General features: G+C 61.1%; 11 protein-coding genes and 2 tRNA genes. 9 read left to right on the top strand and 4 right to left on the bottom strand.

Features of this window, described 5'->3' with window-relative positions; translation table 11 throughout:
- Window positions 1–99: 99 nt before the first annotated feature.
- The 7 genes from gyrA (at window position 100) to HMPREF2751_RS08625 (ending at window position 7,689) form a co-directional block, all read left to right on the top strand.
- The gene (gene gyrA, locus HMPREF2751_RS08655; protein WP_246819622.1) at window positions 100–2,616 is read left to right on the top strand and encodes a DNA gyrase subunit A; all 2,517 of its coding nucleotides are present in this window, start codon (window positions 100–102) and stop codon (window positions 2,614–2,616) included.
- Between the two features lie 4 nt (window positions 2,617–2,620).
- Window positions 2,621–2,953: a DUF3566 domain-containing protein gene (locus HMPREF2751_RS08650; protein WP_049189406.1), complete on the top strand. Its 333-nt coding sequence runs from the start codon at window positions 2,621–2,623 to the stop codon at window positions 2,951–2,953.
- 203 nt (window positions 2,954–3,156) lie between these two features.
- A tRNA-Ile gene (locus HMPREF2751_RS08645) sits at window positions 3,157–3,230 on the top strand.
- A 31-nt stretch (window positions 3,231–3,261) separates the two neighbouring features.
- Window positions 3,262–3,334, top strand: a tRNA-Ala gene (locus HMPREF2751_RS08640).
- Window positions 3,335–3,812: 478 nt separating this feature from the next.
- Window positions 3,813–5,465, top strand: coding sequence for an ABC-F family ATP-binding cassette domain-containing protein (locus HMPREF2751_RS08635; RefSeq protein WP_049193109.1), 1,653 nt, complete (start codon window positions 3,813–3,815; stop codon window positions 5,463–5,465).
- Window positions 5,462–6,706: an MFS transporter gene (locus HMPREF2751_RS08630; protein WP_049193110.1), complete on the top strand. Its 1,245-nt coding sequence runs from the start codon at window positions 5,462–5,464 to the stop codon at window positions 6,704–6,706. The genes HMPREF2751_RS08635 and HMPREF2751_RS08630 overlap by 4 nt, the downstream gene beginning before the upstream one ends.
- A complete protein-coding gene (locus HMPREF2751_RS08625; protein ID WP_049193111.1) occupies window positions 6,703–7,689 on the top strand; it encodes an IS481 family transposase in 987 nt (328 codons plus the stop codon). Before HMPREF2751_RS08630 ends, HMPREF2751_RS08625 begins: the two co-directional genes overlap by 4 nt.
- An 8-nt stretch (window positions 7,690–7,697) precedes the next feature.
- On the opposite strand, the gene HMPREF2751_RS08620 is transcribed toward HMPREF2751_RS08625, so the two are convergent.
- Window positions 7,698–8,591 (bottom strand): hypothetical protein, encoded by an 894-nt coding sequence (locus tag HMPREF2751_RS08620; protein ID WP_049193113.1) that lies wholly within the window; start codon window positions 8,589–8,591, stop codon window positions 7,698–7,700.
- 304 nt (window positions 8,592–8,895) lie between these two features.
- Here HMPREF2751_RS08620 and HMPREF2751_RS08615 point away from each other — a divergent pair, with 304 nt between their 5' ends.
- Window positions 8,896–9,432: a peptidylprolyl isomerase gene (locus HMPREF2751_RS08615; protein WP_369707163.1), complete on the top strand. Its 537-nt coding sequence runs from the start codon at window positions 8,896–8,898 to the stop codon at window positions 9,430–9,432.
- A gap of 695 nt (window positions 9,433–10,127) precedes the next feature.
- On the opposite strand, the gene crgA is transcribed toward HMPREF2751_RS08615, so the two are convergent.
- The gene (gene crgA / locus HMPREF2751_RS08610) at window positions 10,128–10,397 is read right to left on the bottom strand and encodes a cell division protein CrgA (RefSeq protein WP_005511903.1); all 270 of its coding nucleotides are present in this window, start codon (window positions 10,395–10,397) and stop codon (window positions 10,128–10,130) included.
- A 135-nt stretch (window positions 10,398–10,532) separates the two neighbouring features.
- Between crgA and HMPREF2751_RS08605 the strand changes: the two genes are divergently transcribed.
- The gene (locus HMPREF2751_RS08605; protein ID WP_048731900.1) at window positions 10,533–11,204 is read left to right on the top strand and encodes an aminodeoxychorismate/anthranilate synthase component II; all 672 of its coding nucleotides are present in this window, start codon (window positions 10,533–10,535) and stop codon (window positions 11,202–11,204) included.
- A gap of 3 nt (window positions 11,205–11,207) precedes the next feature.
- Here the strand turns inward: HMPREF2751_RS08605 and pknB are convergent, their stop codons facing one another.
- Window positions 11,208–13,271 (bottom strand): Stk1 family PASTA domain-containing Ser/Thr kinase, encoded by a 2,064-nt coding sequence (gene pknB / locus HMPREF2751_RS08600; RefSeq protein ID WP_049172595.1) that lies wholly within the window; start codon window positions 13,269–13,271, stop codon window positions 11,208–11,210.
- Between the two features lie 53 nt (window positions 13,272–13,324).
- Window positions 13,325–14,809 (bottom strand): serine/threonine-protein kinase, encoded by a 1,485-nt coding sequence (locus HMPREF2751_RS08595; RefSeq protein ID WP_070595878.1) that lies wholly within the window; start codon window positions 14,807–14,809, stop codon window positions 13,325–13,327.
- Window positions 14,810–14,811: the final 2 nt, after the last annotated feature.

Here is a 14,811-nt window from a genome sequence, read left to right as displayed (position 1 = left end):
AGGAAGCAGTCATTGAGCGACGATAACAACAACGACGGCTCATCTTTCGGAAGTGGAGTATTGGGCCACCAGGTTCGCCCGATCGACATCAATGAAGAGATGCAGTCGAGCTATATCGACTACGCCATGAGCGTGATTGTTGGCCGTGCGCTGCCGGAGATCCGTGATGGTCTCAAGCCGGTGCACCGCCGCATTCTCTACGCCATGTTCGACAACGGCTACCGCCCGGAGCGCGGCTATGTGAAGTCCGCAAAGCCGGTTTCGGACACGATGGGTAACTACCACCCGCACGGCGACATCGCTATTTACGGCACCATGGTGCGCATGGCGCAGCCGTGGTCCATGCGCTATCCGCTTGTCGACGGTCAGGGTAACTTCGGCTCCCGCGGTGACGACGGCCCCGCAGCTATGCGTTACACCGAGGCCCGTCTGACGCCGTTGGCCATGGAAATGGTGCGCGACATTCGCGAAAACACCGTCGATTTCCAGCCGAACTACGACGGTCGTACGACAGAGCCGGTTATTCTGCCGTCGCGTGTCCCGCAGCTGTTGATGAACGGCTCTGGCGGTATTGCCGTCGGTATGGCCACCAATATCCCACCGCACAACCTGCGTGAGGTCGCGGATGCCATCAACTGGTGCCTGGACAACCCGGAAGCGGATGAAAAGACCACGCTGGATGCGGTCATGGAGCGCATCAAGGGCCCGGATTTCCCAACTGCCGCCCAAATTGTCGGCGACAAGGGCATCAAGGAGGCCTACACCACCGGCCGTGGTTCGATTCGCATGCGCGGTGTGACCTCGATTGAGCAGGAGGGCACCCGTCAGTCGATTGTCATCACTGAGCTGCCGTACCAGGTCAACCCGGACCGCATGATTGCCAACATCGCGGATCAGGTCAAGGATGGTCGTCTGCAGGGCATTGCCTCGATTGATGATGAATCCGACCTGAAGTGGGGCATGCGTATCGTCGTCAAGCTCAAGCGCGACGCCGTACCGCGTGTGGTGCTGAACAACCTGTACAAGCACTCCCAGCTGCAGACCAGATTCGGTGCGAACATGCTCGCCATCGTCGACGGTGTGCCGCGTACGCTGCGCATTGACCAGATGGTGACGCTGTATGTCGCCCACCAGATTGAGGTCATCGTTCGACGGACCCAGTTCCGCCTGGACGAGAAGGAAAAGCGCGCCCATATCCTGCGTGGCCTGGTCAAGGCCCTGGATATGTTGGACGAGGTCATCGCCCTGATTCGCCGGTCTGCCACGGTTGATACCGCGCGCACGGGCCTGATGGGTCTGCTCGAAATCGACGAGATTCAGGCTGACGCCATTTTGGCGATGCAGCTGCGTCGCCTGGCTGCTCTGGAGCGCCAGAAGATTATTGACGAGTTGGCTGAGATCGAGCTCGAGATCGCCGACCTGAAGGACATCCTGGCCAAGCCGGAGCGTCAGCGCGCCATCGTTAAGGAAGAGCTGGGCGAGGTCGTGGAGAAGTACGGCGATGACCGTCGTACCCAGATCGTGGCCGCTGAGGGCGACGTCACCGAAGAGGACCTCATCGCCCGCGAAAACGTGGTCGTGACCATTACCTCCACGGGCTACGCCAAGCGCACCAAGGTCGATGCCTACAAGGCACAGCGCCGTGGTGGCAAGGGCGTACGCGGCGCGGACCTGAAGCAGGACGACATCGTCCGCCACTTCTTCGTCTGCTCCACGCACGACTGGATTCTGTTCTTCACCAACAAGGGGCGCGTCTACCGTCTCAAAGCCTACGAACTGCCGGAGGCCACTCGCGCCGCCCGCGGTCAGCATGTCGCCAACCTGCTGGAATTCCAGCCGGAAGAGCGCATCGCCGAGGTGCTGCAGATTCAGAGCTACCAGGACAGCCCGTACCTGGTGCTGGCCACCAGCGAAGGCAAGGTCAAGAAGTCCCGCCTGGAGGACTACGAGTCTGCTCGCTCCGCTGGCCTGATTGCCATCAACCTGCGCGAAGGCGACTCCCTCATCGGTGCTCGTCTGTGCTCTGCTGACGATGACCTGCTGCTCGTCTCTGAGCGTGGCCAGGCCATCCGCTTTACGGCTTCCGACGACGCGCTGCGCCCGATGGGCCGCGCCACCGCCGGTGTCCAGGGCATGCGCTTCAAGGGCGACGACAAGCTGCTCAGCATGGTCGTGGTCGAGGAAGAGCACAACCTGCTGGTCGCCACGACCGGCGGCTTCGGCAAGAAGACCAAGCTCAGCGAGTACACCCCGCAGAACCGCGGCGGTATGGGCGTGCTGACGCTCAAGTACGACCCGAAGCGTGGACCGCTGATGGGTGCCCTGGTGGTCGACAACGACGACGAAATCTTCGCTGTCACCTCCGCCGGCGACATCATCCGCACCAACGTCAACGAGATTCGCGCCACCTCGCGTGCCACTAAGGGCGTGCGCCTGGTCAACCTCGCTGACGGCGTGGAACTGCTGGCTATCGACCGCAACGTCGAGGATGAGGGCGAAGAGACCGCTTCTAAGGTCTCTGAGGCCGGAACCTTGGACGTAGTCCCGAAGCGCACCGGCGCGACCAAGAGCACCGGTGCCGCTGAGTCCGGTGACTCGGAGGCGGAGAAGGAGTAAGCGTATGGCCGAAACTAACTTGGTAGTCGACAAGGTGAGCCCCTGGTCCGCCATGCGCATTACGGCGGCCACTGGTTTCATTGGCTTCCTCGTCTGGCTTGCCGCGGTTGGCCTGCTCTACCTCTTGCTCTCCGGGATGGGATTGCTCGCTCCGATTAGTGAAATGGTCGGCGGGGAGGATTCCATCAGCGCGGGTCTCGTCCTTGGCCTGGCGGCCGCTGTAGGAGCGCTGTGGTGGGTGCTGTCGATTGGGCTCATGGCCCTCGGCGCGGTCATCTACAACGCTTGCGGCGGTCTCGTCGGAGGTCTCAAGATTTCGCTTGCCGACGACGACTAGGCTGCCTAGCCTCCCGCTGGCCCCGGTGTCACCCCCGTTCGGTGGCCCCGGGGCCGCGTTGGTTCAGAGGTGTTTTCAGTGATCTGGTTATGGAGTAGCCGTAATGACTACTTAATGACTGCTTTTTAACTCAATATTTAGGCCTCTGACCAGGCGATTTGTGAAGTGTCATGGTTACGGGTTAAGTTATATCTCGTTCCACGGGGCCTATAGCTCAGGCGGTTAGAGCACTTCGCTGATAACGAAGGGGTCGGAGGTTCAAGTCCTCCTAGGCCCACTGCCGAACAAGGTATAATTGCTCGGTGTACGGGGCTTTAGCTCAATTGGTAGAGCACCTGCTTTGCAAGCAGGAGGTCAGGGGTTCGATTCCCCTAAGCTCCACAAGGAACAAAATCCCCCGGTCGTAAGGCCGGGGGATTTTTGCGTTTTGGGGATGTAGAAGGGGAGGGGGCAAGAACGCCGAGTTACTGACTGCGTTTATGACAAAAATGGCGTGAAAAATGGCTTGAAACTGTCATAAACTTGCACAGTTTCACATTTGCAGCCCGTCTTTCTGAAGTTGTCAGGTTTGCTGCTTAACCAAAAACGCCCGACCGCCTGCGCATCAACTGCACAGAACAATCGGGCGTGAAAAGGCTTTTGGCTATCTAGCTGTACTGACCGGGGACGTTAGTTGACTTGCGTGGCATCGCCCGGGCTCTGTATCCTCGGCCGCATGTACTCAGGCATCGCCTCGATGAAGCTGCGTTCCGTCCGCTGACGGCGGCGGGACCCCTTATGACCTCTCGTCTGCCGTCCTGGCCATCTGCCGGGCGGCCGCTTCGTGGTGCCCGGCTCCATGACGAGCTGAAAGTACGCAATGCCAACCACAGAACCTTTACGATCATGTGCCTGGATCGGGACATCCCAAGGGCCCGCTGCACACATCCGCGCTGAATCACTCCACCTGACACTCGGCGACAGGCCGCTGCTGAGTGGGACTGACGTCACCGTCTCCACCGGGTCGCGACTGGCGATCGTCGGCGACAACGGCCGGGGCAAGACCACCTTGCTCCATATACTGGCGGGGATCTTGAAACCCGACTCGGGAGTGGTGACCCGGGTGGGTTCCCTCGTCCTGGTCAAGCAGGACATGGCCACCGAGGGCGATCGCACGGTCGGTGACCTCATTGCCGAGGCGACCGCCCCATCCAGGGCCGCTCTGCAGGCCCTCGACGTGGCTACCGCGGCGCTGGCCGCGGGCGATGACGCGGCCGACGCTTATTCCGCCGCACTCGAGGCGGCCACGCGGCTGGACGCCTGGGATGCAGACCGCCGTGTTGACATCGCCCTGGCGGGCCTGAACGCCTGTAGCGACCGCGATCGGGTCCTGTCGACCTTGTCGGTCGGCCAGCGGTACCGGGTACGGCTGGCGGTCGCCCTCGGATCGACCCCTGACCTGTTGCTGCTGGACGAGCCCACCAACCACCTGGACGCTGCAGGGCTGTCCTTCCTGACTGAGCGCCTGCGGGACCACCCCGGTGGCCTGGCCTTAGTCAGCCACGACCGCGCCCTGCTGCGCGACGTGGCGACCAGCTTCCTGGACCTCGACCCGACCCGCGATGGCCTTCCGCGCACCTACGCGGGCGGTTACGAGGGCTGGATCGAAGGGCGGCAACGAGAACGGGCCGCCTGGGAGCAAGACCATGCCGCCCAGGTCGCCCGGCATCAGGAACTGACCCGCGCCGCCGCCGACGCACGCTCCCGCCTGTCCCAGGGTGGATGGAGACCTGAAAAGGGCACAGGCAAGCACCAACGTGCCACACGCGCTGCTGGAGTGGTCCAAGCCTTCAACCGACGTATCGAAGACCTGAAAAGTCATGAAATCGGCGTCCCGGCGCCGCCACTGCGTCTTGCGTGGCCCGCCTCGGCAACCCGTGCCGGACAGAGCATCATGAACGCCACCCAGGTTACTGTGAAGGGCCGATTGGACGCTCCGGTTTCGGTCGACGTGAACGGCGGTGACCGGTTGGTGGTCACCGGACCGAACGGCGCGGGAAAATCCACCCTGTTGGCACTTCTCGCAGGGCGGCTGGCCCCCACCACGGGACATGTGCGAGTTAATCCGAGAGCGCGCATCGCTCTGCTGTCCCAAGAGGTCCCCGACTGGGACCGCTCCAGCCCCGCACACGAGGTCTATGAGGCCTACCTGGCGAAGCTAGGCCGTCGAGCTCAGGCGCCGTCCCTCGGCTCGCTCGGGCTGCTCGAAGCCTCCGCAACCGGCACGCCGGTGGGGCGCTTGTCGCAAGGACAGCAACGCCGTCTCCACCTGGCCATGTGTCTGGCCCAGGATCCAGACCTGCTGCTCCTGGACGAGCCCACCAACCATCTGTCATCGAGCCTCGTCGACGACATCACCACCGAGCTGCTGCAGACCTCCTGCGCGGTGATCGTTGCCACGCATGACCGTCAGATGCTCCACGACCTGGCCGACTGGCCCCACCTGAACCTTGACCTGAAGGACATGCCATGAACCCGCTTCACCCCTTGACCATCCCCACGTACCGTCAGCTGTTCGCAGCGATGGTGCTGACCATCTTCGCCCAGGGTGCCTGGGCCCTCTACCTTGCCATGCAGACCCTCGACCTGGGCGCCACGCCAGCCGCCCTGTCGGGTGTCGTAGTCTGGAGCGGCATTGGCCTGCTTGCAGGATCCCTCCCAGCTGGCGTAATCGCAGACCGGTTCCCCAATAAGTCCGTCATCGTGAGCGTGCTCACCCTGAACCTCACCATCGCGACCGCGACGTCCACGGCAGCAATCCTCGACATTGTCACCTTCTGGATGCTCGCGGTCTCCGCGTTCATCATTGGCACTTCAACCGCATTCTTCTTCCCCGCCTACACGGCGCTGGTGCCAGTCCTGGTGGACGGCGACGACTTAATGGCCGTCAACGGCCTCGAAGGCGCCGCCCGCCCGTTGGTCGGACAGGCAATTGCGCCCGCCGCCGTCGGAGCGGTCATCGGTGCCAGCATGCCCGCCGCGGGCGGGTACCTCATCGCCGGCGCGCTCGGACTCGCCCTGATCGCCGCCCTGCGGCTTCCTGCCCCTTGCTCAGCCGAGACCGACGCCGAAGCTCCGGCCACCTCTGCGCTGCGGGACCTGCTCGACGGGTTCGGCTACGTCGCCCGCACGCGCTGGGTTCGCTCCAGCGTGCTGTTGGCGGCCGCCATGGGCCTGGCCGTGACCGGTCCGCTGGAAGTTCTCCTGCCCGCGGTCATACGCTCGACCCATGACAACGGTCCGGCTGTGTACGGAGTCGTCCTCGGAGTTCTGGGCGTCGGCGGCCTGGTGGGTTCCCTCGTCGCCGGCTCATGGCCCACCCCCTCACACTTCCTGCCCGTAATGGTCGGCGCATGGGTACTCGGCTGCCTTCCACTGGCCATCCCCGCACTCACCAACAATCCGTGGATCATCAGCGCCGGACTGGCGGTCTACGGTGCGTCGATCGGAGTCGGGATGGTCATCTGGGGCACGGTCCTGCAGGAACACGTACCGCTGGAGATGCTCGGCCGAGTCGCCAGCCTCGACTTCTTCATCTCCATCGCCTTCATGCCACTGTCCATCGCACTCACCGGACTCCTCAGCCGACACATCGCCGCTGCCAGCTTGTTCATCGCCGCCGGACTCGTGCCGCTCGCCACGACGATCCTCCTTGCAGTCCTGGGGCAACTCCGAACGCCGCGGACGACGCCCGTCGCAGCAGGTGAGGAGTGATGCACGCCAACGCCACCCTGACACCTCGCCACCGGCTCAAGGTGGCCCAGCTCGTCGTCGACGACGGTTGGCCCATCAGCGAAGTCGCCGCCCGCTTCCAGGTCTCCTGGCCGACCGTGAAGAGGTGGGTCGACCGCTATCGCGCCGGCGAGTCGATGCAGGATCGCTCGTCCCGGCCGAAGACCTCACCGAACAAGACGGACAAGGCGACGACGAAGCGGTGCGTCAGCCTGCGGATACGGCTGCGTGAGGGCCCCGTGCAGCTCGCCGCCCGACTCGGCATCGCGCCCTCGACCGTCCACCGCATCTTGGCCGGTGCCCGACTGAACCGGCTCTCCTACATGGACCGCGAGACTGGCGAACCGATCCGCCGGTACGAACACCCCCACCCCGGCTCCCTGGTCCACGTGGACGTGAAGAAGCTCGGGAACATCCCCGACGGCGGCGGCTGGCGCTACGTCGGCCGCCGCCAGGGCGACCACAACCGAACGGCGACACCGGGTAAGCCGAAGAGCAAGTGGCACAACCCCAGGCTCGGGTACGCGTTCGTGCACACCGTCATTGACGACCACTCCCGCGTCGCGTACACCGAGGTCCACGACGACGAGACCGCCGTCACCGCGGTCGGGGTCCTGCATCGGGCTGTGGCGTGGTTTGCCGATCGCGGCGTCGCCGTGGAGCGGGTGCTGTCCGACAACGGTGGCGCCTATCGCTCGCACCTGTGGCGGGACACCTGCGAGGCCCTCTCGATCACCCCGAAGCGGACGCGTCCGTACCGGCCGCAGACCAACGGCAAGGTAGAGCGCTTCCACCGGACCATGGCCGACGGGTGGGCCTACGCCCGCTGCTACACCAGCGAGCAAGAACGACGCGACGCCCTGCCGGATTGGCTGCACCAGTACAACCAGCACCGCCCGCACACGGCCTGCGACAACCAGCCGCCGTTCTCACGATTGATCAACGTCCCCGAGCAGTACATCTAGCCGCCTATTTACTTCTTGCGAGCCTGACCCGGCTTCGGAGCCGGCTTGGACGGCTTGGAAGAGATCTTCTTAGCGTCGTCAGCGTTCTTCTTCTCGGTCTTGACCTCGTCGACCTTGATTTGAGCCTGCTTGGAAGCCTCTGCGGCCTTCTCCTCAGTGGTCTCCTTGGCCTCAGCAGCCTTGTCCTTGGCCTCGTCGGCCTTGTCGGCTGCCTTGCCCTTTACCTCTTCAGCCTTTTCCTTAGCCTCGGAAGCCTTCTCTTCAACGGTCTCCTTGACCTCTGCGGCCTTCTCTTCGACCTTGTGCTTAACTTCCTGGGCCTTCTGCTGGTACGGAGCTGGGTCAACCGGGAGCTTGTCGTCCTTGCGCAGCTTCCAAACAATGACACCGACGATTGCTGCAACAACAGCGAAGACCAGGGAAGCGGTTGCGATGCGACCGTTCTTGGCGCGCTGCTCTTCCTTACCGGTTACCTTGTCGATAGCCTTCTGGGTACGCACCTCGAGGTCCTTGCGAGCCTTCTTGGCCTTCTTTTCAGCCTTCTTAGCCTCGCAGCGAGCCTTGCAACGGGTCTTCTTGCCCTTGCGCTTAGCGTCCTTCTCGGCCTGCTTCGCAGCCTTCTTAGCCTGCTTCTTGGTCTCCTTGGACTTCGTCTCAACCTTGCCGGTCAGTTCTTCGGCCTGCTCAGCGAGCTGATCGCGGGCGTCGGAAACCTTTTCCTTAACGTCTTCCGCCCAATTGGTTGCTGCGTCCTTTGCTGCCTCGTTCTGTGCAGCTGCCACCTTCTTAGCCTCCTGCATCGTGTCGTAGAGCTCTGCAGCCTTCTTGTCCCGGTAATCCGAGTAGCTGTCGTAAGCGGACTTCAGTCCCTTGACAGCCAGCGAGATTGCGTTGGGGTTCATGACTCTCCTTTATTAGTGCGTCGCCAACAGGCATCGCCTTTAATTCTCAATCAATGATTAATACTGCTGCGGCGCCAGTGCCTCTGAGACCAAGATGCTTCTAAGTCCAAGAGCTAGGGCCCAGATAGGCCTAGCGCCGAAATATTTGCAGCAGGCTCACATTCCAGCTTAGGCACTATTTGGCCTCCATGGGGGTCAACGAAGAACTCTTTTCCTTATCTTGAGAAACGTTTTCGCTGGTTTCTGCCACGGAGAAACTCACCAGTAGGAGCAATTGGCCACCAAGGTCGGTATCCTAAGGAATGTGACTATTAAGACTGCTACTGCAACTGTGCACACCAACCATGGCGATATCGTGATTGACCTGTTCGGCAACCACGCGCCGAATACCGTCGACAACTTCATCGGCCTGGCAGAAGGCACCAAGGAGTACAAGGGGCAGAACGCCTCTGGCACCGAGTCCGGCCCGTTCTACGATGAGGCCATCTTCCACCGCATCATCGCTGGATTCATGATTCAGGGTGGTGACCCGCTGGGCACCGGCACCGGCGGCCCGGGCTACATGTTCGACGATGAGATCCACCCGGAGCTCCAGTTCGATCGTCCGTACCTGCTCGCTATGGCAAACGCCGGCAAGCGCGGCGGTCGTGGCACCAACGGTTCCCAGTTCTTCATCACCGTTGTTCCGACCCCGCACCTCAATGGCGCTCACACCATCTTCGGTGAGGTCGCTGATGACGCCTCGAAGAAGGTTGTCGACGAGATCGCTCGTGTGGCTACGGATCACTGGGATCGCCCGCTGGAGCCGGTCGTGATTACCTCCATCGACATCGAGAAGTAATCCGCTAGCTTCTACGCTCTTTAACCCGTCCGGTTGTTCCGGGCGGGTTTTTTCATGCCCATTTTCGCTTTACGACGGCCCGTAACTTCAATGTTGTGTTTAGGGGTAGTGGGGGTAGTAGCACATCGTGTTAATTCTCCACATGTCCACAGCCCTGTGGACAAAATACTCCACTGTTCACCTAGGTGAACACGGGCCAAGAAGCACGTTACGGGTCCCAATTTTCACAAATTACAACAATTCACAGTTGTCCACAGACTTGTGCACATGTGTGGATAATTCCATTCTTGTAATTTACGAACCAGCGTTCGAAAGTGGTCGAACTCCGCAGAATATTGGAGTTACGCATAACTTGACTTGCAACTATGTTACTTGTTCACAGAGTTATCCACAGGCTGTGGATACTGTGGACACAGGGGATAGAACCAAAGTTGTCATGCTTTACGGTTTCTGTCACGTAACCCGTGAGAAATTTGGGACGAAATCTCTCCACAGTTATCCACAAATTACATGATTGTTACACAGGTTTCTGTGGATAACTTTTTTGCGTGATCAGTAGGAGGGAAATCCTCATTCGCCGAAAAACGTGTGGGAAACGGGGGTATTGACGGGGGTGAATTGACCTGGGTTTTTAGGCATGAAAAAGGCGCATCCAATAATGGATGCGCCTGAGGAGTGCGGTGTATTAGAGCTGACTAACGCCAACCCATAGTCATCAGCAGACCAACAATGAAAAGACCAAAGCCGATGACGTAGTTCCATGCGTTCAAAGTCACCATGAACGGAATATGCGGACCCGCGATGTAGTTGACCAGCAGCCAGCCCAAACCAATCAGCATGAACCCGAACATCAGCACCTTGTACCACACCGGTGTCTGAGTGCTATTGATTTTGACCGGGGTACGGCTGACAGAGGAGCCACCGGATTGTGGTGAATTAGTGCTTTCAATCTTTGCCTTAGGCATAGCGCTTTAAACTCCTTAGGTTGTGGTCAGCAGGTTGCGATCAGCGCGGTATCTACACTCCCGCGGTATATGCATAATTGTAAACTTTGCATCCGAACTTACCAGTGAAGTTCGCAGGCAGTAGAATTCCCAGTTATGCAGATTCTCGTCGTCGATAACTATGACAGCTTCGTATTCAATCTGGTCCAGTACATAGGCCAGCTCGGCGAAACGGTTACTGTCTGGCGCAATGATGATGCGCGTCTCCGCGATGTTGACGACGTCGTAAAGCAATTTGATGCAATCCTACTGTCGCCCGGTCCCGGTGAGCCGTCCAATGCGGGATGGACAGAGGACATTATTCGCGCGGTGAGCAGGCAGGACGAGCCGACACCGGTGTTGGGTGTGTGCTTGGGTCACCAGGCGATTGGTGAGGTCTTTGGTGCGCAGGTCGTGCGTGCCGACGAGCTGTTGCACGGCAAGACCTCCCCGGTCACTCATGACGGCACGGGTGTTCTGGCCGATGTGCCCAGTCCTTTTATTGCCACGCGCTACCACTCGTTGACGGTGGATCCGAAGACGTTGCCGGAGGAACTCATTGCCACGGCATTCACCGATTCGGGCATGCTGATGGCGATGCGCCACCGCGACCTGCCGATTCACGGCGTGCAGTACCACCCGGAGTCGGTACTCACCCAGTACGGGCACCGCATGCTGGTCAATTGGCTGCGACTGGCCGGCGGCGAGTACACCGAGGAACTCCTGGCGGAGTTGGAAGAGCAGCAGGCGGTGTACCAGCGCGCCTTCTCAGACGTGCTGGCACACTAGCCGCTAGTTAGGCAGCAGATCCGGCAGCCTTATGGGAGGTTCCGGAGCAGGCCGTTCCTCTGAAGAGCTCTCCGGGGCGACCCCCAGCCGGTAGACGCGCAGGGTGACCTCGCCGTCCTTGTTGAGCTTGGAGCCGGCTGACGGGTTGGCCTTCTCCACGTGGTCGACCTTGGACAGATCCAGCGTGGTGACTTCCTCGGTGCGGATAGTTCCCTCGAAGCCGGCATTGGTGAGTGCCTTCTCCGCATCACTGCGAGTCTGGCCCTCAACTCGTGGCATCTTAATTTGGTTGCCGCGCGAAACGTGCAGCTCGACAGTCGTTCCGACGGTGAGCTCCGTGCCCTTCTGGGGAACCTCAACAACGGTTCCCTGTTCCTCAGTGGAGTCAACCTCCACCACCTCGACAACGAAACCAGCGGATTCGAGGGTCGTGCGGGCGGAATCCAACCTCTGACCAGTGACATCCGGAACAGTCTTGGTCTCGATACCGGAGGAGACAGTCAAAGTTACGCGGGTTCCCTTCGACACCTGAGAACCGGCAGCTGGAGACTGCTCGATGACATTGCCGCGCGGAACGTCCTCACTCGGTTCCTCTTGCAGCTTCGGATTGACGACAAGCCCCGCCTCCTCGAGCAGGCGGCGAGCTTCCTCTGCCTGTTTGTCGCGTACATCCGGCACATTGGTCAACTCTGGGCCCGAAGATACGCGCAGCTTGATACGAGATCCCTGCGGCAACCCCGATCCGACACCCGGTTCGGTGGCAATCACCGTGTCTCGGGGCACATCTGGGTTCGGCTCGTCGACGCGGTTGACCACGAAACCAGCCTGCTCGAGAACCTGCGTTGCCTCATTGACATTTAGGCCCTCGACCTGCGGAATGGCGACGGTCTCGACCTCGGTGGACGAGTTGAAAAGCTGGTAGGCGCCGTAGCCGACACCGCCGAGAGCGACCAGCGCAGCAGCCGCCAGTGCGACAGTCTTTCCTGCGCCACCCTTCTTTTTCTCAGGCTCGTCAGTGTTAGCGATCTGAGCAGGGGCTTCCGGCTGGGCAGCCACTCTCTCCGGTTCCGGAGCCGGAGCCGGAGCAGGGACAGCGGCCGGAGTTGCCTGCTGCGCAGGGGTCACCCGGGTCTCAGCATCCGACGGAGTTGCCGGAAGGAATTCGGTGGTCTTCGCGTCGTCGTCATGCGCGCCGTGGTGCGCCAGCGCCAACGGATCCTCGCCGCGTGCAAGACGACGCAAATCCTGGGCGAAGTCCTCTGCAGAGTCGTAGCGCTCCATCGGATCCTTGGCCATCGCGGTCAGAAGCACCGCGTCGAGGGCCTGAGCCGTGTTCGGGTCGGTGTTGAGCTTCCCTGAAGGCCGCGGCGGCTGGTCCTGAACGTGCTGGTAAGCGACAGAAAGAGGGGTTTCACCGGTGAATGGCGGGGCGCCCGTGACGGCCTCGAAAAGTACGCAGCCGACAGCGTAGATATCGGAACGGGCGTCGGCGGTCTTACCGCGCGCCTGCTCCGGCGAGAGGTATTGCGCGGTACCCAGCACCGCCGCAGTCTGCGTCATCGTGGTGGAATCACCGAGCGCGCGAGCGATGCCGAAGTCCATCACCTTCACCTTGCCGGTGTTGGTCAGCATGATGTTCGCTGGCTTGATGTCGCGGTGAATAATGCCCGCATGGTGGGATGCCGTCAGCGCATCACACACCGATGCCATGATCGATGCGGCTTTCTTCGGGTCGAGCCGCCCCTCACGACGAACAAGATCACGCAGGGTCTCGCCCTGAATCAGCTCCATGACAATGAAAGGCACGCGCCCCATCGGGCTATCCGTCTCGCCGGTGTCGTACACCGACACGATCGACGGGTGATTCAGCAGCGCTGAGTTTTTCGCTTCACGACGGAACCTTGCGAGGAAGTTCTCATCCCTGGCAAGGTCGGCCCTCATCATCTTGACCGCGACAGAGCGACCGAGAACAGTATCTTCAGCGCGGTAGACATCGGACATGCCGCCAACGCCAATGAGCTCGCCGAGCCGATAACGGCCGGAGAGGAGATCGTCATTGCCAGACATTGTTCGTCAGTCCCTTCGGAAGGATTTCCACCAAAACATCTTGTACCTGAATATTACTGTGCATCTGGAGTCCCCAAGGTATTACCGGAGTCATTTCCCAAGGGCAATTGAATACCGGGTAGACCACCGCCACTGGAGTCGTCGCCACTGTCGTCGCCACTGTCGTTGCCCGAATCCTGAGTCGGTTCGGACGTATCCGGAGCGGTCTCGCTGGTGTCCTGCTCAGTGGAGCTGTCAGAGGCACCGTCATTGTTGCCGCCGTAGTTTTCACCAGAGTTGCCGCCGTCGTTATTTCCCCAGTTACCGGAATTGTCGCCCGACCAACCGTAACCAGAACCGTCGTTGGGGTCGGTGTTTTCCTCTGTGGTCTGCTGCTGTGACTGGTTCGGAATGTACTGCTCCAAGTTCGGAATGGTTGGCAGTGAACCGGTAGTCGACAGCGAATAGACGACCGCGATAGCACCGGCCAGCAACACTAGCAGCACCAACAGCACAATGCTGCCGCAGCCACAACCGCAGCCGCTGCGCTTCTTTGCCGGCTTACGCTGTCGGGCGGGTTGCTGCGGTGGCCGCTGCGGTTGCTGCGGTGGCTGCGACACCGGCATGGGCGGTCGCGTCATGGCACCGAGTTCGGTGGTCGCCGGGTTGGCAGCGTTGGATTGACGGTGCACCGTTGGGGTCACACCACGCGGCTGTGGTGGGCGGTGCCCCGCGCGCACTCGCAAAACAGCCTGTGCCAGCTCACGGCCATCGGCATAGCGACGCTGCGGATCCTTGCGCAGCATAATGCCGATAAGTTCGCGGATATGCGGATTGACCGTCGGCGCCAACGCAGGCGGAGCCTCGTTGATGTGTGCCACGGCAACCGCGACGGTGGAGTCGCCCTGGAAGGGCCGGGCGCCGGCCACCATTTCGTAGGCGACACAGCCAAGCGAGTAGATGTCAGTCGCCGGACTCACCTGTTTGCCCTGCGCCTGCTCCGGTGAGACATACTGCGCGGTACCGACGACCATGCCGGTACGCGTCAGAGGCACCGCTTCAGCGGCTTTGGCAATGCCAAAGTCGGTAATCTTCACGGTGCCCTCCGGCGTCACCAGGAGGTTGCCCGGCTTAATGTCGCGGTGGACAAGGTTCGCAGCGTGAATTGCCGACAGGCCGTGTGCAGTCTGCTCCAGCACGTCGAGCATCAGGTGCTCTGGCAGGGTGCGACGTCGCTGCAGCACCTGCGACAGAGATTCGCCACGGATGTACTCCATGACGATGTAACACGCGCCGTGGCTGCCGATGTCGCCTTCCTCGTAGGTGACAATCTTCACCACGTTTGGGCTGTTGACGCTGCGCGCAGCGGCGGCTTCGTTCTGGAAACGCTGCCGGAACTCGTAGTTGTCCGAGTACTCCTGGTTCAGAAGTTTGATTGCAACCAGTTCGCCGCTGGTGGCGTCGTCGGCAAGCCAGACGGTGGACATGCCGCCACGGCCGAGCAGACGGCGAACGTGATATCGGTCGCCAACGATGTCTTGAACTTGGTGGGCATCCATGC

Source organism: Corynebacterium sp. HMSC063G05 (assembly GCF_001810555.1).
GTDB lineage: Bacteria > Actinomycetota > Actinomycetes > Mycobacteriales > Mycobacteriaceae > Corynebacterium > Corynebacterium jeikeium_D.
This window is presented reverse-complemented; position numbering and strand designations above follow the sequence as displayed.

What these genes read in the sequence shown, in the direction of transcription:
- gyrA (WP_246819622.1), top strand. Translation starts at nt 100, where the DNA reads ATGCAGTCGAGCTATATCGACTACGCCATGAGCGTGATTGTTGGCCGT.
- HMPREF2751_RS08605 (WP_048731900.1), top strand. Translation starts at nt 10,533, where the DNA reads ATGCAGATTCTCGTCGTCGATAACTATGACAGCTTCGTATTCAATCTG.
- HMPREF2751_RS08635 (WP_049193109.1), top strand. Translation starts at nt 3,813, where the DNA reads ATGCCAACCACAGAACCTTTACGATCATGTGCCTGGATCGGGACATCC.
- HMPREF2751_RS08595 (WP_070595878.1), bottom strand. Translation starts at nt 14,809, where the DNA reads ATGGATGCCCACCAAGTTCAAGACATCGTTGGCGACCGATATCACGTT.
- pknB (WP_049172595.1), bottom strand. Translation starts at nt 13,271, where the DNA reads ATGTCTGGCAATGACGATCTCCTCTCCGGCCGTTATCGGCTCGGCGAG.
- crgA (WP_005511903.1), bottom strand. Translation starts at nt 10,397, where the DNA reads ATGCCTAAGGCAAAGATTGAAAGCACTAATTCACCACAATCCGGTGGC.
- HMPREF2751_RS08620 (WP_049193113.1), bottom strand. Translation starts at nt 8,591, where the DNA reads ATGAACCCCAACGCAATCTCGCTGGCTGTCAAGGGACTGAAGTCCGCT.
- HMPREF2751_RS08650 (WP_049189406.1), top strand. Translation starts at nt 2,621, where the DNA reads ATGGCCGAAACTAACTTGGTAGTCGACAAGGTGAGCCCCTGGTCCGCC.
- HMPREF2751_RS08630 (WP_049193110.1), top strand. Translation starts at nt 5,462, where the DNA reads ATGAACCCGCTTCACCCCTTGACCATCCCCACGTACCGTCAGCTGTTC.